The organism is Bartonella sp. AA16NXGY, from assembly GCF_042197325.1.
GTDB lineage: Bacteria > Pseudomonadota > Alphaproteobacteria > Rhizobiales > Rhizobiaceae > Bartonella.
Window position 1 is genome coordinate 182,231 of record NZ_JBHIRR010000002.1, and the last position, 26,733, is coordinate 208,963.

A 26,733-nucleotide genomic window follows, 5' to 3' on the forward strand; every position below is an offset into this window, starting at 1 on the left:
GTTATCTCCTATTAAGAAGGTTTTTTAATAAAAAATAACATCTGTTTTCTATAAAGGGTTACTCTTTTCAAGCTGTTTGAGGTGGTAAATTGCTTCTAAAGCTTGTTTAGGAGAGAGTTCATCGGGATGGATATTTTTTAAAGCTTCGTGAAGAACACAATGTTTGTTTCTTTCTTCATTGACGGGAGATGTTGCTTTAAGAGAAAAGAGAGGTAAATCATCAATGAGTTTATGTCCTTTTCCAGCCATTTCGCCTTGTTCTAATTGATGGAGTACATCTGTTGCTCGTGTAATAACGGCTGGGGGAAGTCCAGCAAGCTTTGCGACTTGTACACCATAGGAACGGTCAGCGGCTCCTGGTGTGACCTCATGAAGAAAAACTACATCACCATCCCAATTTTTGACTTTCATGGTTACATTATGCAGTCTGTCAAGTTTTTCGGTAAGTGCAGTCATTTCATGAAAATGGGTAGCAAGAATAGCACGACAATGGTTAACTTCATGGAGATATTCAACAGCAGCCCAAGCAATAGAAAGTCCATCAAAGGTTGATGTTCCACGTCCTATTTCATCAAGAATAACAAGGGAATGGTGGCTAGCATGATTGAGAATCGTTGCTGTTTCAACCATTTCCATCATAAAGGTTGAGCGCCCTCGTGCAAGATCATCGGAAGCCCCAACGCGACTAAATAGGCGATCAACGACACCAATATGTGCTGAAGTTGCTGGAACGAAGGACCCCATTTGCGCCATAATAGCAATAAGAGCATTTTGCCGCAAAAAAGTTGATTTTCCTCCCATATTAGGCCCTGTCAACAGCCAGATTGCTGCATATTGCTGATTTTCTTGCACAGAGAGATCACAATTATTGGCAATAAAAGGTTCTGCTGCTTGTTTGCGGAGTGCTTGCTCGACGACAGGATGGCGTCCTGCTGTAATGCGAAAGGTAAGTGAAAGATCAATTTTAGGGCGGCAATATCCTTGTTCTTCAGCAAGATATGCTAAAGCGACAGAGACATCTAAAATAGCAAGTGCTTCAGAGGCTTTACGAATAAAATCAACTTGTTCGGTAATTTCATGAACGAGAATATCAAAAATCTCTAGTTCAAGTGTCAATGCGTGATTGGCAGCATGGGCAATACGGCTTTCAAGGTCAGCAAGCTCTGTTGTCGTAAAACGCATAGCGTTTGCCATTGTTTGCCGATGAATAAAACTTGCTTTAGCTTCTGGATTATTTGTAAGAGCAGATGCTTGTGTACTGGTTACTTCAATGAAATAACCTAGAATATTATTATGCTTTATTTTAAGCGTCTTAATATCTGTTTTTTGGGCATATTGCGCTTGAAGTTCAGCAATGACACGGCGAGATTCATCACGTAAAGCACGCATTTCATCGAGCTCTTTATGATAATTGGAACGAATAAAACCACCATCACGTTTAAGGAGTGGGAGATCATCAGCTAATGCTTGTTCTAAATGAAAGTATAACGCTGTGGGTAAGTTTGAGAACACCTGTTGTACATCACTTATTTCTTGAGGCAGAAGCTCATTATCAAGAAGTTGATGCAATTCACGAATGATTTCAAAGCCACGCTGGATTGTCGCCATATCACGGGGACCTCCTCGTCCAAGAGCCAAACGTGAAACGGCGCGGGGCATATCTGGTCCCCCCTTTAAAATAAGCTTTATCGCTTCTGCAAGAGAAGGATTACGTAGAAAAAAATCGATAGAATCCAAACGCGTATCAATAGCTGAAGGAGTGGTGAGGGGAGCAATAAGGCGGTCAATAAGAAGGCGTGATCCTCCTCCTGTTACAGTGCGATCAATAGCTTTTAATAAACTTCCATCCCGTTGACCTGATGTCGTTCGAATAAGTTCAAGGCTTAGTCTGGTTGCGGCATCAATAAAAAGAGTTGCACTTTCATTTTGGCGTTCAGGCTGCATGAGGGGAGGGCGATGCGTGATTTGTGTTTTTTCGATATAACGAATAGCAGCTACAATTGCAGAGAGTTCACAGCGTGAATAATCGGCAACGCCTTCAAGAGTTGAGAGTTTAAAATAATTGCAAATATCGCGTTCAGCGGTGAGTGCATCAAAGAGACAAGCAGGTTGAGGTGAAACGATACGATCAAGAACACTAAAAAGTGACTTGTGAGATTTATCATGAAAAAATGAATCAGAAACAATGATTTCTTGTGGATCCACACGCATAATATCTGCTAAAAGTTTTTCTTGGCGGCTCTCTGTTACACGAAATATGCCTGTTGAGATATCAATCCAAGAAAGAGCAAATTCCTCTCCATCGCTAGTTTTTATACGGGAAAGTGTCATCAAATAATTTGCGCGTGTTGGATCAAGGAGTTTTTCTTCTGTTATTGTTCCAGGTGTTACAAGACGAACAACATCACGCCGAACAACAGATTTTGAGCCACGTTTTTTTGCTTCAGCAGGATCTTCTATTTGTTCACAAACAGCAACTCGGTAACCACAAGCAATCAGTTTTTGTAAATAATCATCTGCAGCATGAACGGGAACACCACACATAGGAATATCTTGTCCTAAATGTTTTCCGCGTGCTGTGAGTGTGATTCCTAAAGCCTGAGCAGCTTCAATCGCATCATTAAAAAATAATTCATAAAAATCCCCCATTCGGTAAAAGAGAAGGGAATCATGATGGACGGCTTTGATTTCTATGTACTGCTCCATCATAGGTGTAAGACGTTCTTGAGAGGAAGCAGATGGGGAGGCAGGCTGTGGAATTAAATTATTTTTATGATTGTTTTTTTTATCCATTTGTACGAGGCCTGTTTCCTTTAAGTGAAGTTTTTACTCTTTTTTGTTTACTTCAATATCTATTTATCTCTAAATTGCAACGCATCATCAGATTTGCTAAGGCAAGAATAGCGATTTCTAATATATGAATCAAATTTAATGACTATACGCATTATCAAGCAAAATTTACACTGTTTTTGGAGAAAATAAAGTGAGATGAAAAAGAGCGAGCAGGATCAGAAAATGTCTCAAACTGTTTACAGTGCGAGCGAAAGAGAAGCTCTAGATTTTCATAGTCGTGGTCGACCAGGAAAGCTTGAGATTATTGCAACAAAGTCTATGGCAACACAGCATGATTTAGCACTTGCTTATTCACCAGGTGTTGCCGTTCCAGTTAAGGCAATTGCTCAAAATCCAGCGCTAGCTTATGATTATACAGCAAAAGGTAATCTTGTTGCTGTTATTTCAAATGGAACCGCTATTTTAGGGTTAGGCAATTTAGGTGCACTTGCCTCTAAGCCGGTCATGGAAGGCAAAGCAGTGCTGTTTAAGCGTTTTGCGGATATTGATTCCATTGATTTAGAAATTGATATAAATGATACGGAAAGTTTTATCAATTTGGTGCGTCATTTAGAACCTTCTTTTGGTGGAATCAATCTTGAAGACATTAAGGCACCTGAGTGCTTTATGATTGAAAGCCGCCTACGCGAGGTGATGAATATTCCTGTTTTTCACGATGATCAACATGGTACAGCGATTATTGTTGCTGCGGGTGTTCTCAATGCTTTGACTTTAACAGGGCGCGATATGCAAAATACGCGGTTAGTCTGTAATGGTGCTGGTTCTGCTGGGATTGCTTGTATTGAACTGATTAAAGCAATGGGCTTTCGTTCTGAAAATATCATATTATGTGATACAAAGGGTGTGGTCTATGAAGGTCGTAAAGAGGGAATGAATCAGTGGAAATCTGCGCATGCTATTCAAACGGATAAACGTACGCTTATGGAAGCAATGGAAGGAGCAGATATATTTTTCGGGGTTTCTGCTAAAGGTGCTCTTACCCCTGAAATGGTAAAATCCATGGCGCCGCAGCCGATCATTTTTGCTATGGCCAATCCCGATCCAGAAATTACACCGGAAGAGGTTATGCAAGTGCGTCATGATGCTATTGTTGCAACAGGGCGTTCCGATTATCCAAATCAGATTAATAATGTTCTCTGTTTTCCTTATATATTTCGTGGTGCGCTTGATGTGCGTGCAACAGTTATTAATGAAGACATGAAGATTGCTGCGGCAAGGGCTCTTGCCGATTTAGCGCATGAGGAAGTACCTGACAGCGTTGCAGAAGCTTATCGTGGAAAGCGATTAAAATTTGGTCCTAATTATATCATTCCCGTTCCTTTTGATCCGCGTTTGTTCACAGTTGTTTCAATAGCGGTAGCAAAAGCAGCAATGGAAAGCGGTGTTGCACAAAAGAACATAGATGATTTAGAGGCCTATGAGCGTGATTTAAATGCGAGGCGTGATCCTACTTCTTCGATAATGCGTGGGGTTTATAACCACGTTCGTCAAGCGCCAAAACAAATTGTTTTTGCAGAAGGTGAAGAAGAACAAGTTATGCGGGCAGCCGTTTCTTATGTTCATCAAAAATTAGGACAAGCGATTTTGGTTGGTCGGGAAGAGCAAATAAGAGAAGCAGCTGTTATCGCTGGAATTGATTTGGAGCGTGAAGGTATTTCTATTATAAATGCCAAGCTTTCTTGCCGTACAGATGCTTATGCGAATTATCTTTATAAAAAGATGCAGCGTCAAGGCTGGCTGTTGCGTGACTGTCATCGTCGTATCAATAATGATCGCAATTATTTTGCTGCGTGTATGGTGGCACTAGGAGATGCTGATGCAATGGTTACAGGGGTGACACGCAATTATGAAACAGCGTTGATCGATATACGTCGGGCAATTGATGAAAAACCAAAAGAACGATTGATTGGTATTTCAATGGCCATTTGCCGTGGCCGAACTGTGTTTATTGCCGATACAGCTGTTTATGAAAATCCTAATGCTGAAGAATTTGCTGATATAGCGGAACAAACAGCTTCGTTTGTACGTGGATTTGGGTATCAACCACGGGTAGCATTTTTAGCATTTTCTACGTTTGGCTACATGAAAGGGCAGACGACGCAGCAAATTCAGGATGCAATTAATATTTTGCACGAACGCAAGGTTGATTTTGAGTTTGATGGAGAAATAAGCGCTGATGTGGCGCTCAATTCCAAATTGATGCAGCAATATCCATTTATGGGATTAACGGAGCCTGCTAACATTTTGGTTATGCCTGGATATCACGCATCTTCCATTGCAAGCAAAATGTTACAAGAACTCGGTGAAGCAACTATCATTGGTCCTATTTTAATTGGATTGGAAAAATCTGTCCAAATTGTACCGTTTAGTGGGAGCGATACAGATGTTGTCAATATTGCAATGCTTGCGGCTTATCATGCCGCAAAAGTCGTCTAAAGGAAAAAAGCCCCTAATATACCAATAATATATCAAGGGGCTTTTTGATAGCAAAAAAATAAATTTTTTAAGAGGGCTGTATTTGATTGTCTTTTTGCTCTTCAGAAAGACGCTTTTGGAAGAGTGCTGCAAAATCAATAGGATCAATCCACAAAGGTGGAAAACCACCACTTTGAGTAGCATCAGATATAATTTGGCGAGCAAATGGAAATAAAAGACGGGGACATTCAATAAAGACCAGTGGCATAACATGTTCTTGTGGAATGTTTTTAAGGTGGAAAACACCACCGTAAATAAGTTCTACATGAAATAAGGTTTCAGTTTCATCATTGGCTTTGACGGAGAGAGACAAAACGACATCATAATTGTCATCACCAATTGGGTTAGCATTGACGTTAATATTGATATCAATTTGTGGTGATTTTTCACGTGCACGTAATGAACGAGGAGCACCAGGGTTTTCGAATGATAAATCTTTTAAATATTGAGTTAATACAGCAAAAACCGGCTCTCCACCACTGTTATTCATTTCATCTTCGGCCATACGACAAACCTCTTCCATTATAATATGTATATTTATTTTAGATCTAAAGACCAGATTGGTTATCACGCCTTGCAAAAGGTTGCAAGAAATGCGCTCTTTATCTTGAATATTTTTTTAGTTTGTTACAGATTTTTTAGGTATTTCAATGGTTATCATCATTTTTGCGCCATGGAGATTCTGTCGTATCATGAATTGTGTAATCTTCTGCTTTTAGATCAATTATTTTTTCAGAGTCATTTTTTCTTTTAGTATTGGGATTCATTTTGTTTTTTAATGATGCAAAGAAATGCCAAGCAACAGAGCGAATTGGTTTAATAAGAAGTAATATTCCCAAGAGGTCAGTTACAAAGCCGGGAAGAATAAGTAAAATTGCACTAAACATGATGAAAGCATCATTAATAATATTATTCTCTAATGTGCGTCCTTGGATAAGTTCATTTTGTATATTTTTTAAGAGGCTAATCCCTTGAATTCGCAATAAAACAACCCCAACTATGGTTGTGAGAATAACCAAGCTCAAGGTTGCCAAAATACCAATTTCTTGACCAACAAAGATAAAACCAGCAATCTCGATTAAAAGAATGCAAAGAAAGATAACAACAAAAAAACGAGGATTTATAGAATAAAGTTTTATCACATGAAAGTTTCCTTCTAGATGAGTAGGGGAAGAAATTCTTAAGAGAACTCCGTTTAAATACAAAATCTATAAAAATATTTGAATGATAAGATTCCTTATTTTACATATTTATTGATAAATGGTATTGACTGCAATGTTTATTAGAGACTTAAGCTTTGGAGATTGATAGCGCCTATGGAATTTGACGTTATACTTGTCATAGCTCTTGTTGTTATGGTTGTTATTTTTGTGCAACTCCGTAATGTATTAGGGAAACGAATTGGGTTTGAAAAGCCACCCTTTGATCCTTATTCACGACGTTCTAAAAAACAAGTTGAAGCAGAAACGGCTGATAATATTGTTTCGTTCCCTCATCAGAAAAATTCACAAAAAGACGACTTTAGTGAAATTGATAAAATTTCACCGGAGGGGAGTGTTTTGAATAAAAATTTGCGGGAATTTCATAGAATTGATCCTCATTTTTCTCCTCAACTTTTTATAAAAGGTGCACAAATTGCGTATGAAATGATTGTAACAGCTTTTGCCAAAGGTGATCGCAATCAACTTAAAAGCTTGCTTTGTCAGGATGTTTTTGAGAGCTTTTGTATGGCTATTGAGCAACGAGAAAAAAATAAAGAAAGAATAGAATTCACTTTTGTTGGAATTAATAAGGCCGAATTTGTTGCGGCGGCAATACAAGAAAAAGATGAACTTTTAACGATACGTATTGTCAGTGAGATGATTTCTGTTACTTATAATGAACAGGGCGAGCGTATAGACGGTGATCCTGATGCTATTGTAGAAATCAGGGATATTTGGACTTTTGTTCGCAATAGTTTATCGTCAGATCCCAACTGGAAGCTTTTTGCTACAGAAAATGAAAATTAAAATACTTTTTGTTTTTCTTCCATAAGCATTCAATGATTTATGAGAAATTAAAATGTCCTCAAGTAAATGGAGACAAAAAAGAGATTTATTGGCTTCACAAGATCGTCTTTTATGGGAGATGGTTTGTCGTACGATAACACCGCTTCACGGTAAGATGCTCTCTTCTGCTTCAGAAACTATTGCAAATATTAATGATAAAAAACAGCCTGTAACTCAAATCTCCTCATTGTCTCAGGAAAATCAACAACCCTCGACAATTATTAAAAGAGAAAAGAGGTCAGTTACACAAGCACAAAAGATTCATTTCTTTGATCATGTTGCATATCGTAAAATTTCCCAAGGTCGTTGTCCTCTTGAGGCGCGTCTTGATCTCCATGGTTATATGCAGGAAGAAGCTTATTTTTTCTTAAAAAAATTTCTACAGTCCTCTCAGCAGAGAGGATTGCGTTATGTCCTTGTGATTACAGGAAAAGGACGATCCGTTGGGAGCGATGGAGCTTTGTATAGATTTGTTCCGTATTGGTTATCAACACCAGCTTTTCGATATTATGTCCACGCGTTTGAGCAAGCAGCGCGTCAGCATGGCGGAGAAGGTGCGCTTTATGTTTGGTTGCGCCGTTTTGTGTCGGGAGAAGGAAAGTGATGTTATTGTGGTCGCTCTAGATTTTATATTTATTTATACTTATAATTTATTGTTTTTGTATATTTCGTAAGAGCCTTGAATACAATATTCCCTTCTTTATAATTTTTTATAAAAAATTATAAAGATATTATTTTACATTCTACGTATTGCTTCACGCTTTTGTTTATCGCATTCTTTAACGGGGCACATCCCTCACGCAAAACAGAATGACATTGAATTGCATGTATTCACAGGCTTGTTTTAAAGAAACATCTCTCAACGCTCCCAAGCCTATTTTGCGACGGCATCCGTGAAGAGTATAATGATAAATCCATGAAGCACCCCCTATCTTTATACTTAATAAAAGGGCAATCTGGCATCATCGTACACTTTGCCATCTCCCAATGTTGCAACAACCCTTTAAGTCCTTGGCACTTGAAAGCATTTATAAGAGGCATGCCTTTCTTTAAGTGTTTTTAACTCTCCACAGTTCTCATCTCGCTCGTGACGCCCAAACAAAAGATTTTGATTGATTCAATATAAGAGGACTTAAAATGAGAGAGATATAAATGGATCTCATTCAGGTTGCAAAGCGATAAATTATTTTTATAAACCACAGCATTACTCTATTAAATACACGAAGCATAAAAACATGAGAAATTGAGAAACTAGCTTATTCAAAAGATGTCGCTATGGATAGTGTTAAAAGCAGTACAACTAAATTAAAGAAAATTGTGAAAATAAACAGGAATATAACTTTACAACACACAGCTGCGCAATAGCACCAAAAGATACAGTTTCGTTGAATAGTTTCATGAAGAAATTTTTTCATTCATTAAAAGCTCCATTAAATTTCTTTCTCATAATAATTCGATAATTAAAATTTAATAGCGAAGCGCAGAAGGCGTAGAATACGAGATTCAATTGAGGATATTACACTCTTATCCGACGTCTTTCAGATATTGGTTGAAATGCTAGCTTAGCATGAAAGGCACAATAGGGGCTATTTTCATCAGAATCTGCACCACAAAAATGAAAATCTGCTGATAATGGATCGCCAACCGGCCATCTACATGTATTTTCACTCAATTGTAGAAGATTAAGTTGACGTGATATAGGCACAACTACATTGGATTTTGTGGACATATCAACTTCTTTTACATCTTCCACTACAAATTCTGTCTTTAAAGCGGTTTCTTCAATACTTACAGATGATGTGTTTATTGGCGATACCGTGGATGTGTTGCGACGCACACGTGGAGATGATGGGCTGCTACTTCCCACGGGAGTTTTTTGCGCACGCGTGGTGCTTCCTTGTGCTGTCTTACCACGTCCTGGTAACTTTAATCGATGTACTTTGCCGATGACTGCATTTCTGCTGACCCCACCCAATTGAGCAGCAATTTGACTTGCACTTAACCCTTCACTCCAAAGCTTTTTAAGAAGCTCAACGCGTTCACATGTCCAACCCATACCAGCACTCCATTCCGATTACGTCACTAAGATGCTCTCCCCCGTTGCATCTTCAAATGTTTAAATAATGTTTTCATTACGCTGAATGAAAGAACTTTACACTCTACGTGAGCATAAAAAAATCATCCAACCTGTGGATTTACAAATCAAAACACATCATCTTGCTTATTATATTGTAAATTACAATATGCACTCACTCTATGACAAGAGTCTTTACCTCTTAAAGAGTTTATTTAGAATGTTTTCCCCAACTTGCAAATCAATCATAGGTTAAACTTTCACTTTTGTTTAAGGCTTTTTCCCAAAATGCTTATTTGTAGAACCTTCATTGACTTTTTTTCAATTGGTGTAATGATCTATTCTATAGGTGTAATCACTAATCGTAATGAAATGTTGAAAGCACCGTAACGAAATATACCATGCTGTTTTATTTGTAGTGTTGCTTTGTATATATATATATTGAAAAGACTAAAATATAAAGGGAATTATGATGGATGCCGTCTCTATACAACCACTTTATGAATGCTTCGCAAGACGAAATTTGCATTTTGAACAGGGGCATGGTGTATGGCTTATTTCCGATAAAGGAGACCATTATCTTGATTTCACATCTGGCATTGCTGTTAATGCATTAGGATATTCACATCCAAAATTGGTTGATACGCTCAAGATACAAGCTGAAAAACTTTGGCATGTTTCTAATATTTTTCAATCTCCTGAACAAGCATCTTTTGCCACGCGGCTTTGTGCAAATAGTTTTGCGGATAAGGTTTTTTTCTGCAATTCAGGCACTGAAGCATTGGAGTGCGCATTCAAAACGGCACGTCATTATTACTATGCTACTGGTCATTCAGCACGCATTGAAATAATTACTTTTGAAGGGGCATTTCATGGACGTACACTTGCTGCACTTGCTGCGACTGGGCATGAAAAGTATCTTGAAGGCTTTGGACCTAAAGCTGGTGGATTTATTCAAGTACCTTTTTGTGATGAAATCGCTTTGCGTAACGCTATTAATAAAAATACCGCCGCTATTCTTATTGAACCTATTCAAGGAGAAGGAGGAATACGAACGGTTTCTCATGAATATTTAAGGTTTTTGCGTAAAATATGCGATGATAATGGTCTGTTGTTGATTTTGGATGAAGTGCAAACGGGCATGGGACGAACAGGAAAGCTTTTTGCTTATGAATGGAGTGATGTCACGCCTGATATTCTTACCCTCGCAAAAGGACTAGGAGGTGGATTTCCATTGGGCGCTTGCCTTGCAACGGATAAAGTTGCAAAAAGTATGATACTTGGAACGCATGGATCAACCTTTGGAGGAAATTTGCTTGGAATGGCTGTAGGAAATAGTATTCTTGATGTTTTGTTAGAGCCAAGTTTTCTCATCCATGTTCAGCGCATGGGTGATAAACTAAAAAGTGGGCTTTTGCACATTCTCAATATCTATCCTGATATTATCTGCGCAGTTCAGGGGATGGGGCTTATGTTGGGTATTCAGTGTATTGTACCTTCAAATCTTGTCGTTAATGCTTTGGAAAATGAATATCTCTTAAGCGTTGCAGCCAACAACAACGTTGTGCGCTTATTGCCTCCTCTTATCATTAGGGAAGAAGAAATAGATGAAAGTTTACATCGTATTGAAAAAGCAATAGCGTATCTTTCACAAGTAAACAAAGAAAGACAAATATCACACACATGACAAATGCTCTTCGTCATTTCACGGACTTATCCATTTTAACGCCAGCAATAGCACGTGCACTGATCGATTATGCAAAGATCCTTAAAGCATCTTTTAAAGCAGGAAAAGGTTCAAAACCTTTTATAGGTAAAACACTTGCGATGATTTTTGAAAAACCATCCACACGAACCCGTATTTCATTCGATATCAGTATGCGCCAGCTTGGCGGAGATACAATCATGCTCACGGGTTCAGAGATGCAACTTGGTCATAGTGAAACCATAGCTGATACGGCGCGCGTTTTATCCCGTTTTGTGGATATCGTGATATTGCGAACAACGAAACACCAACGTATGCTCGAATTGGCACAATATGCACAAATTCCTGTCATTAATGCCCTTACAGATGATACACATCCTTGCCAAATTCTAGCAGATATCTTAACCTATGAGGAGCATCGGGGGCCAATTGCTAGCAAAATATTTGCGTGGATGGGGGATGGTAATAATGTGCTTCATTCCTTAATTGAAGCTGCAGCTCTTTTTGGTTTTCATTTGCGTATTGCCACACCAAAGGGCAGTGAACCACAGGAACAATTTGTACATTGGGCACGTGAGCGGGGAGCACATCTTATGCTAACCCATGATCCTCAAAAAGCGGCTCAAGATGCTGATTGTATTATGACCGATACATGGGTCTCCATGGGACAAGAATTTCGTGCTCGCAGTCATTCTATTTTTCAGCCTTATCAAGTCAATGAATCTCTCATGAAATTAGCAAAATCTGATGCTCTTTTTATGCATTGTCTTCCTGCTCATCGTGGTGAAGAAGTGGTTGATTCTGTGATTGATGGACCGCACTCCGTTGTTTTCGATGAGGCTGAAAATCGTCTTCATGCTCAAAAAGCAATTCTTTCTTGGTGTTTACAAGATGCGTTTTTCTCTCCACAATAGCCTCCCTACAACAAATTATATAAAAAAGGCAAAGCTATGAGTGAACAAGCTAAAGATGAAGCCTCTCTCAACAACAACTTCTTGCATGAAGATGATAGTGTTATTCCCTTTCAAGTTGAAGAACTTGATATCCGTGGACGTGCCGTACAACTTGGGGAAACTTTAAATTCTATTCTTAACAGACATCAATACCCTGAACCGGTTTCTTATCTTCTAGCAGAAGCTTTACTTTTAACGGTTCTGTTTGGAACTTCTCTAAAACTTACGGGAAAATTTATTTTACAAACTCATTCCGATGGACCAGTTAATATGTTGGTGTGCGATTTTTTGCCTCCTTCAAGTTTACGTGGATACGCTCGTTTTGATAAAGAACAGCTTAAACAAGCCATAGACAATGGTCAAACCTCTTCAGAAACACTTTTAGGAAAAGGCACTTTAGCTTTCACAATTGATCAAGGTCCCCATATGCAACCCTATCAAGGGATAGTTGCATTAGATGGATCAAATTTACAAGAAGCTTCTCGTATTTATTTTGATCAATCAGAACAAATTCCTACCGATATCCGTCTGGCTGTTGCTATATTAATTAATCGTGACCAACAAGGAAAACAGCAGAAAAGCTGGCGAGCTGGAGGTATTTTGATCCAACTTTTACCCCAAGAATCGTCTCATCATAAAATAGATGCCCCTCATCAAAAGCGAGAAGAAACGAAAACTCATACCCAATTGGATAACCAATGGCAGGAAGCTAAAATACTCATGGCAACGATTGAAAGTTCAGAATTAACAGATCCCCAAGTCGGTAGTAAACAGCTCTTGTTCCGTCTTTTTCATGAACAAGGTATTAGAGTTTTTAACCCTTTTTCTCTTGTCGATCAATGTTCTTGTTCACACGAAAAAATTAAAGGAATCCTAGAAGGCTTTTCTATTGATGAACGCAATAAAATGGTTAAAAATAAATATATTTCAGTCACATGTGAATTTTGCTCAAAAACATATTGTTTTACACCGCAAGAATTTTTAGAAGAAAAAACATAATCAAATATTTTTCATAAAAAATGATGATTGCAACAAAAGCCTATTTTATTTGCGTCATAAAAGTTTACGCATAAGCTCATATGAACTTCTAGAATATTTCTTGTCTTAGAGTTTTTTTAGTGTATACGAGTGATCGTTCTGTTGAGATCGGTAATTACGTCATAGAGTGCTTAAAAAAGAGTTCTCTGTAAAATATATTTTCTCCTCTCGAAAAAGCTTCTTTTGTACTTTTTACATCTCAAAAGTTTATTTCTTACAATGAATTCTTTTATAATGTTCATTGATAGATTGATTATGTATTCATAACTTATCTTCTCTGTTAAATGAGATTTTTTGATTGTAGTCATATTTTCTTACTCGAATTTATCTTATTAAGAGTCAAAAAAGCTCATTAGTTATAATCATAAGAGAAATTATCGATAGAATAAGAATGTATAGACTCAATATGGACTTTATAGAGTCTATTACGAACAGATAGTGTAATGGGAATAAATATAACAATGACGCTGCGAAGGAACGGGTTTGTTATTTTATAAAAAAGATGAGAATAGTGGTGAAGTCCCCTCATAACAATGTGCATTTTAGATAAAAAGCGAAGACCTATATGACTTTGAAAATAATAGTTGGTTGCTGTCACTAATCTAACGATGGTTCTATAGCAATATTGTTTTTGTCCAAGTAATCAAAAATAAAGCTCCTACACAGATATTTCTTTACACATGTTTTTGAATCAACAATGGTAATACTCTTGTAAAATTTTTCTAAGAAGAATGCGGGTCCGTATAAATAAAATAGCATACATAGCATGATAAAACGTTATGTTTTTACAAACCTGCATTATTTTATTTTTCTTCTGTCATAATCGCTTGTTCAATTTTTGGTAGAATTTTTTTTTGATAAATTTGCCATGTTAAGGGACCAACATGTTTGGCAATAATGATGCTCTCTTTATTCAAGAGAAAGGTTTCTGGGGGGCCATATATTCCCCAATCAATGGCTGTATATCCTGAAACATCAAAGCCAATAAATTTAAAAGGATTACCAAAACTGTTTAAAAAACGCAGAGCGTTTGTTTTATTATCTTTATAATTAATACCAATCAGATCAAAACGTTTATCTTGTGCAATTTGCATAAGAATAGGATGTTCTTCGCGACAGGGCAGACACCAAGAGCCCCAAAAATTGACCAATGTGACACGTCCTTTAAACTGTTTTGAATTGAGATAACTTTCTTTATCAAGAAGAGGAAGATGAATATTGGGAGCAGGTTTTTCAGCCAATGCGTTTGGGAGAAGAGAAGAATCTTGAAGGTGTTTTTTATCCATAAAGTTGAAAAAAAGCACCATGAGAAGAAGAAAAAGAACAAATGGTCCAAAAAAAACAAGCAGAACAGGCAAAGATATATTTTTTTTAAGTTTGGAGGGATGTTTTTCATTATACTTTTCTTTTTGTGACAGCTCTTTTTTGTTTAGTTGTTGGAGAATTTTTTTTTGGTATAGAGCTTTGCAAAGAATATATCCAATAAGACATAAGAGGGATATTGCAGAAAGCACATAGCTTAAAACAACAATTTGCTCGTGTTTAAGGGTGCTAAGGAAAAAATCAATTTTCTGAGATAGATTTCCTAAAAGTCCGCTGTGGATGCCATTTAGGTCGAGCATGATGAAGCGTCCTGTTGTTGTGCACGACGGGATTTTTTAATCTGAAGTATTCGGATATAATGACGATTGATTTCATTTCGCATAGCCATCAAATAAAGCACAATAAACATAAAGATAAAACAAAAGAGCATTGTTATAAGGGGCCATAACATAGCATTGTCGATTGTTGATCCTCCAGCACGTAACAATGATGCTGGTTGATGCAATGTATTCCACCAATTAACGGAAAATTTAATAACAGGGATATTAACAAATCCAACAAGTGTAAGAATTGCAGTCGCACGAGCGGCTTTTACTTGGTTGTCAAAAGCACGCCCAAGCAGGATAATGGAGAGATAGATAAAAAGCAGAATTAAAACTGATGTTAACCGTGCATCCCAGACCCACCATGTTCCCCATGTAGGTCGCCCCCAAAGTGCTCCTGTCATGAGAGCCAAGGCGGTAAAAATTGCCCCAATAGGCGCTCCACATTTAAGTGCCACGTCAGCAAGATGATATTTCCAAATCAGATTTCCTAATGCCGCTGCACTCATCGTTACATAGCAGAATGTAGACAACCACGCAAAGGGTACATGAAGGTACATAATCTTAACAGTAATGCCTTGTTGATAGTCATCAGGGGAATGCATCACTAGAATAAGCCCTAAGATAAGGAAACACAATGTTATGCCGGCCAACCAAGGTAAGACGACTCTGCTTATTTTCATGAAAAGGGTGAAACTTGCAGGGAGTAACCTGATTTTATATGTACGAGATAGTTTATTCATAAAATTCATAATAGGCAGAGTTTTGCTATGCGGCAATCATCTTTTATTATTCTGATAAAAGTTTAAGCGTTATCGCAGCAACAAAAGAGCTAAAGAGACTCAAAAGAAGTGAAAAAGCGCTGAGAAGAGCTAGAGAAGTGAGAAAAGAGGTATTTGGGTTTATTGGGGCTGTAGCAGCGGAAACACCAAAAATCATAATTGGAATGATCCACGGCAAGATAATGATAAAAATAAGCAAAGTACTGTGCAACAATGAGGTTGCGAGTGCAGCGCCTATAGCACCAATAAAAATAATAGCTGGTGTTCCGCATAAAAGGGTAAGTATTGTTGTAAAAGTTATTACTACATCTAAATGGAGCATGAGGGCTAAAATAGGTGTGGCAAAAATAAGAGGAAGCATTGTTCCTACCCAATGGGCAAGACATTTTGTAAAGACAATTAGTGTAAAACTTTGTCTTTTTCCTGAAAGGATAAATTGGTCGAGATTACCATCATCGCGATCGATTTGGAAAAGTTTGTTCAGATTGAGGAGTCCTGCAAGAAGGGCTCCAAACCACAATATACCTGGTCCTATTTGTGCAAGAGTTTTGGGATCTGGTCCAATGGCAAAGGGGGTTATGACAACAACAGCGATAAAAAACAATAATCCTGTTAGTGAAGTGGCTTGTAGCGCTAATAATAGTTTAAGATCACGCCAGAACAGTGCTTTCATTTTATTCTCTCCTAGAGAGGTAAAAATTTTTCCAGAGCGATTTTATGGTTTTCTGGAATGCCTATGGAATTATGAGTTGCAGCGATAATCATACCTCCTTGATTGAGATGACGTTGGAAAATACGAGCAAGGAGTTTTTGAGCATGGTTATCAAGCCCAGATATTGGTTCATCTAAAATCCAAAGAGGACGATAGGAGAGCAAAAGGCGCGCAATAGCTACGCGTCTTTGTTGTCCAGTTGACAGGGCGTTAAAGGGTAAATGTTCAAGGTTAGAAAGACCAATATCGGCAAGAGCTTCATGCGCAAAACGTAAATGTTGACCGTAAAAATCTGCCCAAAATTGCAAATTATCAATGACAGATAAGAGAGGTTTCATAGCATTTTGAGGACCAAGATAATGACAAGCAGTTGCAACAGGGTATATTTGATCATGGTCTTTAAGTATTATATGACCTTCAGCAGCCTCAAGAAGACCGACAATGATTCGGAGTAATGTAGACTTTCCGATACCATTAGGACCGGTGATTGTCATAAGTTGCTGTGAAAATAAACAAAAAGAAAGACCTTGAAACAGAATTTCCTCGTTTCTGTAAGCGGCTAAATCTTTGCCTGATAACACCATGTGATTGCCTATTTTGTTTTTATTTTCATATTCTTTATTGCATTATAGAATAAAAAACACATTTTTTATGCAATTGTACCTAGAATAGTTCTAGAAATAGTTCTATAAGGGATACCTTACATCAATATCTGGTGTAAAATGGTTTCTGGCGCTGATTTCCGCATTATGCCTAGAGGGTGGAGGGGGAAATGGATGGCGGAGGTAATTGCGTCTGCGCTCAAGCTGCGACCTTGACTCGTAGTTTGTGTTGTTCATTCCTGGAAATTGGGTGGTTATAGTATGAGGGTGGACAGTCATGACTCAAATTGATAGCTTTAATTGTCGTAGAGTATTAAATGTTGGTGGCAAAGAATATACTTATTATAGCTTGATTGAAGCGGAGAAGAACGGACTTGAAGGTGTTTCTCGTTTACCGTTTTCGATGAAAGTTATTCTCGAAAATTTATTGCGATTCGAAGATGGTCGCACAGTTAAAAAAGAGGATATCTTCAATGTTGCTAAGTGGTTAAACGACAAAGGGAGCGCTGGGGCAGAAATTGCTTACCGTCCTGCACGTGTTCTTATGCAGGATTTTACAGGTGTTCCAGCAGTTGTTGATCTTTCTGCAATGCGTGATGCTATGGTTAAACTTGGCGGTAACGCTGAAAAAATTAATCCTCTCATTCCCGTTGATCTCATCATTGATCACTCAGTTATTGTTGATGCTTTTGGCAATTCCATGGCTTTTAAGGAAAACGTTGAGCATGAATATGAACGCAATGGTGAACGCTATCGTTTCCTTAAATGGGGGCAACAAGCCTTTCAAAATTTTCGCGTTGTTCCTCCAGGAACAGGGATTTGTCATCAGGTTAACTTAGAATATTTAGCACAATGTGTATGGATGAAGAATGAAGAGGGCTGTGAGACGATTTATCCTGACACCTGTGTGGGAACTGATTCGCATACGACTATGGTAAATGGTTTAGGGGTTTTAGGTTGGGGTGTGGGTGGTATTGAAGCAGAAGCAGCAATGTTAGGCCAACCTGTTTCTATGTTGTTACCTGAAGTGATTGGTTTTCGTCTAACAGGTAAACTTAAGGAAGGTGTAACAGCCACCGATCTCGTATTAACGGTGACCCAAATGCTACGTCGGAAGGGTGTTGTCGGTAAATTTGTTGAGTTTTTTGGTCCTGGTTTGGAGCATATGACGCTTGCTGATCGGGCAACGATTGGAAATATGGCACCTGAATATGGAGCAACGTGTGGTTTTTTTCCAATTGATAAGGAGACAGTGCGTTATCTCAATATGACAGGGCGTGATGAAAGTCGGATTGCCTTAGTGGAGGCTTACACCAAAGCACAAGGGATGTGGCATGATGAAATGGTGGCTCATCCCATTTTTAGTGATACAATTGAATTAGATATGGGAACCGTTGTCCCTTCTATGGCTGGTCCTAAACGTCCTGAAGGACGTATTGCATTGGAAAATGTTGGGCAGGGTTTTGAGAAGGCATTGGTCGAAGACTATAAGAAGACTTCTGGACAAGATAAGCGTTATCAGGTTGAGGGTGAAGAATATACGCTTGGTCACGGTGATGTGGTGATCGCTGCGATTACGTCGTGTACGAATACATCGAATCCAAGTGTTCTTATTGCAGCGGGTCTTTTGGCACGAAATGCTGTGGCAAAGGGTCTTAAGAGTAAACCATGGGTAAAAACTTCTCTTGCACCTGGTTCACAAGTCGTTGAAGCTTACCTTCAAAATTCGGGTCTGCAAAAAGATTTAGATGCATTAGGATTTAACTTAGTAGGATTTGGGTGCACAACATGTATTGGGAATTCTGGTCCTTTGCATCCAGCTATTTCCAAAACGATTAATGACAATGGTATAATTGCATCTGCGGTTCTTTCAGGAAATCGTAATTTTGAAGGGCGTGTTTCCCCTGATGTGCAAGCGAATTATTTAGCTTCACCACCATTAGTTGTTGCACATGCGCTCATCGGGACGGTGTGTAAAGATTTAACCAAGGAGCCTCTAGGTGAAGATTCAAATGGCCACCCCATTTATTTGAGAGATATTTGGCCAACTTCTCAAGAAATACAGGAGTTTATCGAAAAAAATGTCACGCGGAAGGTTTTTGCCGAAAAGTATGCAGATGTTTTTAAGGGAGATGAAAATTGGCAAAAAGTTCAGATTCCTACGGGTTCTACCTATTCTTGGGATGAGCAATCCACCTATGTACGCAATCCACCTTATTTCGATGATATGCAGAAAACACCTGATATCTTACCAGATATTAAAGATGCACGGATTTTAGGTTTATTTGGTGATAAAATCACGACGGATCATATTTCTCCTGCTGGTTCTATTAAAGCAGCTTCTCCTGCCGGAAAATATTTAATGGATCATGGTGTTAAAGTGGCTGATTTTAATCAGTATGGAACGCGTCGTGGGAATCATGAAGTTATGGTGCGTGGGACCTTTGCCAATATTCGCATTCGTAATTTCATGTTAGGGGAAAATGGTCGAGAAGGAGGTTATACGGTTCATTATCCGTCAGCGGTAGAACAAACCATTTACGATGCAGCAATGGCGTATAAACAAGAAGGTATTCCACTCGTTGTTTTTGCAGGTATTGAATATGGTAATGGATCATCCCGCGATTGGGCTGCCAAGGGGACCAATCTTCTTGGTGTCAAAGCAGTGATTGTGCAGTCTTTTGAAAGGATTCATCGCTCTAATCTTGTTGGTATGGGCATTGTCCCTTTTGTTTTTGAGGAGGGGCTAAGTTGGAAATCTTTAGGCTTAAAGGGAGATGAAAAGGTGACAATTGAAGGGATTCATAACTTGAAACCTCGTCAAAAGACTGTAGCGAAAATTACTTTTTCTGATGGTACGGTAAAAACCGTTCCATTATTATGCCGTGTTGATACTGAAGATGAGCTAGATTATTTGCATCATGGTGGAATTTTGCAATATGTCTTGCGTAAGTTAGCCGTTTAAATTCTTTTGTTTGTTAAGGAATATCTATTATTAAGCTATAAAGTTGCGGATCAAAGAGTTTGGCTTCGTTTTTTTATGGCTATCTTTGAAAATCTAATTGACGTTAGCTTTAGGATTGCGCTATAATCCACACGGTTATAGGCAGCTTTATAGTTTTGCTTGGGTTGGATTTATTTATATTGGTAGAGTTGTTATTGAGACTCATTTTACCAAGGTGTTGAAAGAGAGATTATATTTATGGCGAATACACCTTCTGCTCGAAAAGCGGTGCGCAAGGTTGCGGCGCGCACACAGGTTAATAAGGCCCGCCGTTCACGCGTTCGTACTTTTATACGTAAGTTTGATGATGCTTTAGCGGGTGGCGATAAGGCATCTGCAGAGATTGCATTTAAGAATTTTGAGCCTGAAATTATGCGTGCAGTTTCTAAAGGGGTTTTTCATAAAAATGCTGCTGCGAGGAAAGTATCGCGTTTAGCTAAACGTTTGAAGGCTCTCAGCGTTTAAGCTTTTTCTCCTTTAATTGAGAACAAAGCCAGTATCCATGAGGATGCTGGCTTTTTGTTTATTATTTCAAAAGTTTCTATTGAAAATAAGAATCGATAATGATTCTCCACTTGAAAAAGGAGAGAAAGTTTATAGAGGGAGGTATGGTTATCCACAAGCTTTGTGGATTTGTACAGAGTCTTTTTTGTCAAGCATTTTATTTTTTTTTTTAAATCTGAAGAGATTCTTTAATTATTGGTAAATTTAGAGAAAAAAAATGAATTGAATCAATATTTTTTTCAGTCCTCATTAATATAAGCATTTTTTTCGGGTTTTTTGATTTTATTTTGACCTCTTGCATTTTACCTCTGCTGTTTTGTATGGTTCTTATGAAGACTAAGAAGCATGAAGGGGTCACATCAGCGCATTATTCTGTATTTTGTTGAATACAAGATGTTTTGATTTAGGCTTTTCGAAACTTTTGTGTTGGAGAGGTTTTCTGACGGTTTTTTAGTTTTCTTAATGGATATGTTTACCATTTTAGAAGGGTGGGTCATATCATGAGTGCAAGTAAATCTTATTGGTCATCTTTGTTAGTAGGGTTGTGATGAGGCTATCCTAGGGGAGGGTGAGTAATCTTATTTGGGGTAGGGCGTTTTGCCTTCGCTAGATTTATTTTAGTTGTTTGGCAGGACAAAATTTTATTTTTATCAGGATGGAAGATGGTGGATAAATTGAACTCTAAAGCTAGTTCCTTTAAAAGGGTTTCGGTAAATATCCTGTCGGCAGAGAACATAATAAAGAATAGGATGACGGAAAGTGATGAGAACGTTTGTAGAAATGCTTCTATAGGGCATTCTATTGTTTCAGAGGAGGAAAGTGCGGCGGCTTTTATACGTGTTATGGCGCAATTAAAGGTGCAGGTTGGTGTTGAGGCTTATACCAGTTGGTTTGGACGTGTGAAGCTTGCTGAATATAGTCATACTCTTGTAAAGCTTTCTGTTCCTACTGCTTTTTTACGTTCATGGATTAATAATCACTATGGTTCTCTTTTGACTCATTTATGGAAACAAGAGAATTCAGCAATTCTTCGTGTTGAAGTTATTGTTCGTGGTATGGAACGCGTTTCAAGAGATGTCGTTTGTAAAAGAAGTGTTCCTCCTGTTGTGCTAGAGGAGCAGGCGACTTCATCTTTTGTTGAAAGTTGCGCAGAGCATTCAGTTAAGAATTCTCAAACGGGAGTTTTTGGATCTCCACTTGATTCTCGCTATACTTTTGAAAGTTTTGTTGAGGGGGCTTCTAATCGTGTTGCTTTAGCAGCTGCGCGTTCCATTGCAGAGGGGCATAAAAGTGCCTTACGTTTTAATCCTCTTTTTATTCACGCATCTGTTGGCTTAGGAAAAACACATTTGCTTCAAGCGATTGCTGCTTCTGCATTGAAGCGTTTAACGTCTGCGCGCGTTATTTATTTAACTGCTGAATATTTTATGTGGCGTTTTGCAACAGCTATTCGTGATAATGATGCTCTTTCTTTTAAAGAACAGCTTCGTGATATCGACCTTTTGATTATTGATGATATGCAGTTTTTGCAGGGTAAGTCGATACAACATGAGTTTTGCCATTTGCTTAATATGTTGCTTGATAGTGCAAAACAGGTTGTTGTCGCTGCAGATCGTCCACCAGCAGAATTAGAATCGCTTGATCTTCGCGTTCGCTCTCGTCTTCAGGGAGGGGTAGCTCTTGAAATTGAAGCACCAGATTATGAAATGCGTTTGCAAATGTTGCGCCAGCGGTTGAAGGTGGCACAACAAGATGATGGCATGGTATCAATTTCTGATGATATCTTGGAATATATTGCGAAAACGGTTTTAGGGTCGGGGCGTGATATTGAAGGTGCGTTTAATCAGCTCTTGTTTCGTCAATCTTTTGAGTCTGATTTATCTTTAGAGCGGATTGATGAGTTATTAGGTCATTTGACACGTCCTAGTGAACCTAAGCGTATTCGGATTGAAGAAATTCAGCGTACGGTAGCACGCCATTATAATGTTTCTAAACAGGACTTGTTATCTAATCGTCGAACACGTACGGTTGTGAAGCCACGGCAAGTTGCAATGTATTTAGCAAAAGTATTAACTCCTCGCTCATTACCAGAAATTGGGCGCCGTTTTGGTGGGCGTGATCATACAACAGTTTTACACGCTGTGCGTAAAATTGAAGATTTGGTTTGTGGTGATCAGACCTTGGCTAAGGAACTTGAGTTGCTTAAGCGGTTGATTGGAGAACAGGCTGTATAGTGTTTATCGTTTCTTTCTTTGGAGAGACTTTAAAGAATTTAATGAAAAGATTTATTTTTTCTTATGCAGGAGTGACTTGCCATTTTAAGAGAGGTTTAATAAACTCTAGCAGGCGATTCTTAAAGAGGGTCTATTCTTTAAGTCTAAAGAATTCTTATAGTTTTTAGTAAATCATACGGGGCTTTTATGCGGATTACAGTTGATCGCAGTCAATTTCTCAAGTCTCTTGGTCGGGTTCACCGTGTGGTAGAGCGCCGTAATACTGTTCCTATTTTATCGAATGTGTTGATTGATGCAGAAAATGGCCGTGTACAGTTAAAAGCAACAGACCTTGATTTAGAGGTTATGGAATCTTTTGCAGTTAATGTTAAACAAGCTGGAGCAACAACTGTTCCGGCACATTTGCTCTATGATATCATTCGAAAACTTCCTGATAGCAATGAAGTTGTATTATCCCTCGATGAGAATCAAGCAGGTACAATGTCCGTTGTTTCGGGTTGTGCACATTTTCAGCTTCAATGTCTTCCGAAGGCAGACTTTCCAGAGTCGCTTCCTGGGCAATTTGGTTATCGTTTTTCTTTATCGGCATCAGGCTTAAAACATTTACTTGATTGTACACAATTTGCCATTTCTACTGAAGAAACCCGTTATTATCTTAATGGTATTTATTTCCATATTATTAATGATGGTGTTTTGAAATTGCGTTTGGTTGCAACTGATGGTCATCGTTTGGCACAAGTTGAGATGGAAGCTCCTTCGGGAGTTGAGGGAATGCCTAGTGTTATTGTTCCCCGTAAAGCTGTAGGAGAATTGCAAAAACTTCTTTCAGAAGAAAATGATAGCGATGTATGTATAGAGCTTTCGGAGACAAAAATTCGTTTTTCTATAGGCTCTGTGATTTTTACATCAAAATTAATTGATGGAACATTTCCAGATTATCAACGTGTTATCCCTCTTGGAAATGATAAAGAATTAATTGTTAATAGGCAGGACTTTTCTTCTGCAGTTGATCGTGTTTCAACGATTTCAAGTGATCGGGGGCGTGCAGTTAAATTAACGATTGAGCATGGACAGTTAAGGCTTGTTGTTAATAGCCCAGATTCGGGCAGTGCAGAAGATCAATTATCAGTAACTTATGCATCTGAACCGCTTGAGATAGGATTTAATTCACGTTATCTTTTGGATATTGCTGGGCAGCTTTCAAGTGATGAGATGGTTTTTATGTTGGCTGAGGCTGGAGCACCAGCTCTGATTCGTGATAATGATGATGCGGATGTGCTCTATGTACTGATGCCTATTCGCGTTTAGGGGCAGTTGTTTTGCAATGCATGGCCAGTCATGTGCACAAAGTGGCAGTGAGGCAGCTGAAGCTTTTACGTTATCGCAATTATTCTTTTTTCAATATTCATTTTTCTGGTCAGCATGTGGTTTTTACTGGCCATAATGGTGCTGGTAAGACGAATCTTTTAGAGGCGTTATCTTTTCTTTCTCCTGGTCGTGGTTTGCGGCGTGCTGTTTATTCTGACGTTAGTTTTGTAGATGGTGGTGGTGGAGGATTTGTTGTATTTGCGCGTCTTGAATGCGCTCTTTATGGTGAAGTAAAGATTGGTACAGCTTTTGAGGTTAGCGATAACAGTCGAAAGGTCCATATTAATGGTGTGAATGAGTCGAGTGATTGCCTAACAGATTATTGTCATATTAGTGTCCTAACACCGTCTATGGATGGTCTTTTTACAGGTCCTTCACTTGAGCGCCGTAGTTTTTTGGACCGTATGGTTTTGGCGATTGATCCCTTGCATAGGCGCCGCATAGCCGATTATGATAGAGCTATGCGCGCACGTAATCGTTTGTTTTTAGATGGAAATGAAGATTGTGCTTGGTTTGATGCTTTAGAAAAGCAAATGGCAGAATTGGCGACAGCTATTTCTGCGGCGCGTGTTGATGTTATTCGTCTTTTAAATGACATGTTTACACAAATGCCCTCACAGATACCTTTTCCACGAGCTTTTTTGCAAATTGATGGTTTTTTAGAAACAGCTCTTAGTGAAATATCAGCAACTGAAGTTGAAGAACAATTTTGTGATCGATTGCGGCATAATCGCGCAATGGATCGTGCTGCTGGTCGGACGTTAGAAGGACCACATCGTGCAGATTTGCAGGTTTTTTATGCTGATAAAAATAGAGCAGCAACATCTTGTTCAACAGGTGAACAAAAAGCGCTGCTAACAGGTTTAGTTTTGTGTCATGCACGTCTAACAGGTATGATGTCGGAAAGATCTCCTATTCTTCTTCTTGATGAAATGGCTGCCCATCTTGATTCGCATCGACGTGCTGCTCTATTTGATATTCTTGATGATTTAGCTGTACAAACATTTATGACAGGAACAGATCGTCTTTTATTTGATGACTTAAAAGGACGCGCAGAATTCTTTGAGATTAAGGATGGAGCTTTATTGCCGTAAAAACATGCTAAATATTTTTTTAATAAGTGATAGGTCTGAAAGAAAAGGCTTGCTATGTCAGAGATAATAACGATTTTAAATGGTCCTAATTTAAATTTTCTAGGTCAACGTGAGCCAGAAATTTATGGAACTGAAACTCTAGAAGATATTGAAAAAAGATGCAGAGAATGGGCAAAAAAAAATGATATTATAATAAATTTTTATCAAAGTAACTATGAAGGGCAATTAGTGGCATGGATACAAGAAGCAATAGAGGCAAGTTCTGGATTGATCATTAACCCAGCGGCTTACAGTCATACATCTGTTGCACTTCTTGATGCTCTAAAAATGTTTTCAGGGCCGAAAGTAGAAGTTCATTTATCTCATATTTATCAGCGTGAAGCTTTTCGTCACCATTCTTATACATCTGCAGGTGTAGACGCTATCATAACTGGGTGTGGAGGTGATGGATATCGGTTTGCACTTGAGTATATTGCAAAACAATTAAGCAAAACAATTAAATTGTGATAGGTAAAGAGTAAGCGTTTAATAAGAGTAATATAGGCATTTAATTCTCTTGATAATTATTTTCAAATCTGTACAATGTGAGGTATATATTTATGACAGTTTTTAGTGCGTATGACGGGGGTAAATAGAGATGAAAAGCTTTGTTAGACAATTAGAAATGCTTGTGATTTTAGGGGGAGCACTGCTTTTGTCTGGTTGTAAAATTGATGTTATGCAGCCATCAGGTTATGTTGCACGTCAACAGCTCATTTTGATCGTTGTTTGTGTGGTGGTGATGCTTTGTATTGTTATCCCAGTTATGGTGAGTGTGGTATTTTTAGCTATAAAATATCGTGCATCGAATATGAAAGCGGACTATTCTCCTGATTGGGCACATTCAAATAAAATTGAAGCATTGATGTGGGGTATTCCAGTTGTAATTGTAATGGTTTTAGGTTCATTAACAGCTTATTATACCTATAAGCTTGAACCTACAAATCCTCTTCCAGTGGAAGTTGTAGGTGAAGGAAAGCCATTACAGATTGATGCTGTTGCTCTTGATTGGAAATGGCTTTTTATTTATCCTGAATACGGTGTTGCATCGATTAATGAGATTTATGCGCCTGAAGGACGTCAAGTTTTATTGCAATTGACGTCAGAGAATTCTGTCAATGCTTTTTGGGTTCCCAAATTGGGTACAGTTCTTTACGCTATGCCGCAGATGAATGCTAAGTTGCATTTGGTCGCTGAAGAGCAAGGAGTATTCAAAGGAGCCTCAGCAAATTATAGTGGTGATGGTTTTTCGGGTATGCGGTTTAAGTGGCATTCTGTGTCTTTGCAGGATTTTGAGGATTGGATTGTAAAAGCTCGGGCTAATGGTCGAGTACTTGATCGTTCATCTTATCGTCAACTTTCTATTGCGCCTCGTATGGGTGATATTGCTGCGAAGGAAAAAGATGCTGAAGTTCGTTATTTTGCACCTGTTGAGAAGCGGCTTTACTATCGTGTTGTGAATCGATGTGTCGATGAAAAGACGGTATGTAATGAAGATTTAATGAAACGTGCTGCTGCTCAGACGCTATGGGGTGCACTATGTTCAGTATTTGATCCTGATGTTATTTAACAGAGTCAATAAAGTAAAGAGCCCTTTTAACA

At 38.4% G+C, this 26,733-nt stretch carries 21 protein-coding genes and 1 pseudogene; 13 read left to right on the forward strand and 9 right to left on the reverse strand.

All coding sequences use genetic code 11. The features are described 5' to 3' along the window. Positions 1-48 precede the first annotated feature (48 nt). Positions 49-2,793 carry a DNA mismatch repair protein MutS gene (mutS, locus tag ACFINK_RS02120; protein WP_375611415.1) on the reverse strand — a complete coding sequence of 915 codons (2,745 nt, stop codon included), beginning with the start codon at positions 2,791-2,793 and terminating at the stop codon, positions 49-51. A 195-nt stretch (positions 2,794-2,988) separates the two neighbouring features. On the opposite strand from mutS, the gene ACFINK_RS02125 reads away from it, so the two are divergent. Further along, complete coding sequence (locus ACFINK_RS02125) at positions 2,989-5,289, forward strand: NADP-dependent malic enzyme (RefSeq protein ID WP_375611416.1); 2,301 nt, start codon at positions 2,989-2,991, stop codon at positions 5,287-5,289. Between the two features lie 67 nt (positions 5,290-5,356). Here the strand turns inward: ACFINK_RS02125 and secB are convergent, their stop codons facing one another. Beyond that, the gene (gene secB / locus ACFINK_RS02130; protein WP_375611417.1) at positions 5,357-5,833 is read right to left on the reverse strand and encodes a protein-export chaperone SecB; all 477 of its coding nucleotides are present in this window, start codon (positions 5,831-5,833) and stop codon (positions 5,357-5,359) included. Positions 5,834-5,975: 142 nt separating this feature from the next. Continuing rightward, on the reverse strand, positions 5,976-6,470 hold the full coding sequence (locus ACFINK_RS02135; RefSeq protein ID WP_375612822.1) for an FxsA family protein: 495 nt from the start codon (positions 6,468-6,470) through the stop codon (positions 5,976-5,978). 174 nt (positions 6,471-6,644) lie between these two features. On the opposite strand from ACFINK_RS02135, the gene ACFINK_RS02140 reads away from it, so the two are divergent. Both ACFINK_RS02140 and ACFINK_RS02145 read left to right on the forward strand, forming a co-directional pair. Then, positions 6,645-7,337 (forward strand): Tim44/TimA family putative adaptor protein, encoded by a 693-nt coding sequence (locus tag ACFINK_RS02140; RefSeq protein ID WP_375612823.1) that lies wholly within the window; start codon positions 6,645-6,647, stop codon positions 7,335-7,337. Between the two features lie 52 nt (positions 7,338-7,389). Further along, positions 7,390-7,980, forward strand: a complete 591-nt coding sequence (locus ACFINK_RS02145) for a Smr/MutS family protein (RefSeq protein WP_375611420.1) — start codon at positions 7,390-7,392, stop codon at positions 7,978-7,980. Between the two features lie 135 nt (positions 7,981-8,115). On the opposite strand, the pseudogene ACFINK_RS02150 reads toward ACFINK_RS02145, so the two are convergent. After that, positions 8,116-8,364: pseudogene (locus ACFINK_RS02150) on the reverse strand (Arm DNA-binding domain-containing protein); the annotation flags it as partial. A gap of 528 nt (positions 8,365-8,892) precedes the next feature. Continuing rightward, a complete protein-coding gene (locus ACFINK_RS02155; protein ID WP_375612825.1) occupies positions 8,893-9,432 on the reverse strand; it encodes a GcrA family cell cycle regulator in 540 nt (179 codons plus the stop codon). Positions 9,433-9,922: 490 nt separating this feature from the next. On the opposite strand from ACFINK_RS02155, the gene ACFINK_RS02160 reads away from it, so the two are divergent. From ACFINK_RS02160 to ACFINK_RS02170, 3 genes are read left to right on the forward strand one after another with little or no spacing between them, the layout of a single operon-like run. Further along, positions 9,923-11,137 (forward strand): aspartate aminotransferase family protein, encoded by a 1,215-nt coding sequence (locus ACFINK_RS02160; RefSeq protein WP_375638179.1) that lies wholly within the window; start codon positions 9,923-9,925, stop codon positions 11,135-11,137. Then, positions 11,134-12,069, forward strand: a complete 936-nt coding sequence (gene argF, locus ACFINK_RS02165; RefSeq protein WP_375611422.1) for an ornithine carbamoyltransferase — start codon at positions 11,134-11,136, stop codon at positions 12,067-12,069. Before ACFINK_RS02160 ends, argF begins: the two co-directional genes overlap by 4 nt. A 36-nt stretch (positions 12,070-12,105) precedes the next feature. Next, the gene (locus ACFINK_RS02170; RefSeq protein ID WP_375611423.1) at positions 12,106-13,107 is read left to right on the forward strand and encodes an Hsp33 family molecular chaperone; all 1,002 of its coding nucleotides are present in this window, start codon (positions 12,106-12,108) and stop codon (positions 13,105-13,107) included. Between the two features lie 842 nt (positions 13,108-13,949). On the opposite strand, the gene ACFINK_RS02175 is transcribed toward ACFINK_RS02170, so the two are convergent. From ACFINK_RS02175 to ccmA, 4 genes are all read right to left on the reverse strand, one after another. Continuing rightward, positions 13,950-14,564 carry a DsbE family thiol:disulfide interchange protein gene (locus ACFINK_RS02175; RefSeq protein ID WP_375630725.1) on the reverse strand — a complete coding sequence of 205 codons (615 nt, stop codon included), beginning with the start codon at positions 14,562-14,564 and terminating at the stop codon, positions 13,950-13,952. 191 nt (positions 14,565-14,755) lie between these two features. Beyond that, positions 14,756-15,535, reverse strand: a complete 780-nt coding sequence (locus ACFINK_RS02180) for a heme ABC transporter permease (protein ID WP_375638163.1) — start codon at positions 15,533-15,535, stop codon at positions 14,756-14,758. A gap of 46 nt (positions 15,536-15,581) precedes the next feature. Continuing rightward, positions 15,582-16,247, reverse strand: a complete 666-nt coding sequence (gene ccmB, locus ACFINK_RS02185; protein WP_375611427.1) for a heme exporter protein CcmB — start codon at positions 16,245-16,247, stop codon at positions 15,582-15,584. A gap of 11 nt (positions 16,248-16,258) precedes the next feature. Next, the gene (gene ccmA / locus ACFINK_RS02190) at positions 16,259-16,870 is read right to left on the reverse strand and encodes a heme ABC exporter ATP-binding protein CcmA (RefSeq protein ID WP_375611428.1); all 612 of its coding nucleotides are present in this window, start codon (positions 16,868-16,870) and stop codon (positions 16,259-16,261) included. A 295-nt stretch (positions 16,871-17,165) separates the two neighbouring features. Between ccmA and acnA the strand changes: the two genes are divergently transcribed. The 7 genes from acnA to cyoA all read left to right on the forward strand — a co-directional run bounded on the left by acnA (position 17,166) and on the right by cyoA (position 26,701). Beyond that, positions 17,166-19,853 carry an aconitate hydratase AcnA gene (acnA, locus tag ACFINK_RS02195; protein ID WP_375612829.1) on the forward strand — a complete coding sequence of 896 codons (2,688 nt, stop codon included), beginning with the start codon at positions 17,166-17,168 and terminating at the stop codon, positions 19,851-19,853. 237 nt (positions 19,854-20,090) lie between these two features. Beyond that, positions 20,091-20,357 carry a 30S ribosomal protein S20 gene (gene rpsT, locus ACFINK_RS02200; protein WP_273790272.1) on the forward strand — a complete coding sequence of 89 codons (267 nt, stop codon included), beginning with the start codon at positions 20,091-20,093 and terminating at the stop codon, positions 20,355-20,357. 701 nt (positions 20,358-21,058) lie between these two features. Next, positions 21,059-22,630, forward strand: coding sequence for a chromosomal replication initiator protein DnaA (dnaA, locus tag ACFINK_RS02205; protein WP_375638164.1), 1,572 nt, complete (start codon positions 21,059-21,061; stop codon positions 22,628-22,630). 186 nt (positions 22,631-22,816) lie between these two features. Continuing rightward, the gene (gene dnaN, locus ACFINK_RS02210) at positions 22,817-23,938 is read left to right on the forward strand and encodes a DNA polymerase III subunit beta (protein WP_375638165.1); all 1,122 of its coding nucleotides are present in this window, start codon (positions 22,817-22,819) and stop codon (positions 23,936-23,938) included. Positions 23,939-23,958: 20 nt separating this feature from the next. After that, on the forward strand, positions 23,959-25,092 hold the full coding sequence (gene recF / locus ACFINK_RS02215; protein ID WP_375611469.1) for a DNA replication/repair protein RecF: 1,134 nt from the start codon (positions 23,959-23,961) through the stop codon (positions 25,090-25,092). 54 nt (positions 25,093-25,146) lie between these two features. After that, positions 25,147-25,599, forward strand: coding sequence for a type II 3-dehydroquinate dehydratase (gene aroQ / locus ACFINK_RS02220; RefSeq protein WP_375611431.1), 453 nt, complete (start codon positions 25,147-25,149; stop codon positions 25,597-25,599). A 130-nt stretch (positions 25,600-25,729) separates the two neighbouring features. Further along, positions 25,730-26,701 carry a ubiquinol oxidase subunit II gene (gene cyoA / locus ACFINK_RS02225; RefSeq protein WP_375611432.1) on the forward strand — a complete coding sequence of 324 codons (972 nt, stop codon included), beginning with the start codon at positions 25,730-25,732 and terminating at the stop codon, positions 26,699-26,701. The last annotated feature ends 32 nt before the right edge of the window (positions 26,702-26,733 follow it).

Bases quoted from the DNA above. Each gene is read 5' to 3' on its own strand.
- mutS (WP_375611415.1), bottom strand. From the start codon at position 2,793: ATGGATAAAAAAAACAATCATAAAAATAATTTAATTCCACAGCCTGCC.
- ACFINK_RS02125 (WP_375611416.1), top strand. From the start codon at position 2,989: ATGAAAAAGAGCGAGCAGGATCAGAAAATGTCTCAAACTGTTTACAGT.
- secB (WP_375611417.1), bottom strand. From the start codon at position 5,833: ATGGCCGAAGATGAAATGAATAACAGTGGTGGAGAGCCGGTTTTTGCT.
- ACFINK_RS02140 (WP_375612823.1), top strand. From the start codon at position 6,645: ATGGAATTTGACGTTATACTTGTCATAGCTCTTGTTGTTATGGTTGTT.
- ACFINK_RS02145 (WP_375611420.1), top strand. From the start codon at position 7,390: ATGTCCTCAAGTAAATGGAGACAAAAAAGAGATTTATTGGCTTCACAA.
- ACFINK_RS02155 (WP_375612825.1), bottom strand. From the start codon at position 9,432: ATGGGTTGGACATGTGAACGCGTTGAGCTTCTTAAAAAGCTTTGGAGT.
- ACFINK_RS02160 (WP_375638179.1), top strand. From the start codon at position 9,923: ATGGATGCCGTCTCTATACAACCACTTTATGAATGCTTCGCAAGACGA.
- argF (WP_375611422.1), top strand. From the start codon at position 11,134: ATGACAAATGCTCTTCGTCATTTCACGGACTTATCCATTTTAACGCCA.
- ACFINK_RS02170 (WP_375611423.1), top strand. From the start codon at position 12,106: ATGAGTGAACAAGCTAAAGATGAAGCCTCTCTCAACAACAACTTCTTG.
- ACFINK_RS02180 (WP_375638163.1), bottom strand. From the start codon at position 15,535: ATGAATAAACTATCTCGTACATATAAAATCAGGTTACTCCCTGCAAGT.
- ccmB (WP_375611427.1), bottom strand. From the start codon at position 16,247: ATGAAAGCACTGTTCTGGCGTGATCTTAAACTATTATTAGCGCTACAA.
- ccmA (WP_375611428.1), bottom strand. From the start codon at position 16,870: ATGGTGTTATCAGGCAAAGATTTAGCCGCTTACAGAAACGAGGAAATT.
- acnA (WP_375612829.1), top strand. From the start codon at position 17,166: ATGACTCAAATTGATAGCTTTAATTGTCGTAGAGTATTAAATGTTGGT.
- rpsT (WP_273790272.1), top strand. From the start codon at position 20,091: ATGGCGAATACACCTTCTGCTCGAAAAGCGGTGCGCAAGGTTGCGGCG.
- dnaA (WP_375638164.1), top strand. From the start codon at position 21,059: ATGGTGGATAAATTGAACTCTAAAGCTAGTTCCTTTAAAAGGGTTTCG.
- dnaN (WP_375638165.1), top strand. From the start codon at position 22,817: ATGCGGATTACAGTTGATCGCAGTCAATTTCTCAAGTCTCTTGGTCGG.
- recF (WP_375611469.1), top strand. From the start codon at position 23,959: ATGGCCAGTCATGTGCACAAAGTGGCAGTGAGGCAGCTGAAGCTTTTA.
- aroQ (WP_375611431.1), top strand. From the start codon at position 25,147: ATGTCAGAGATAATAACGATTTTAAATGGTCCTAATTTAAATTTTCTA.
- cyoA (WP_375611432.1), top strand. From the start codon at position 25,730: ATGAAAAGCTTTGTTAGACAATTAGAAATGCTTGTGATTTTAGGGGGA.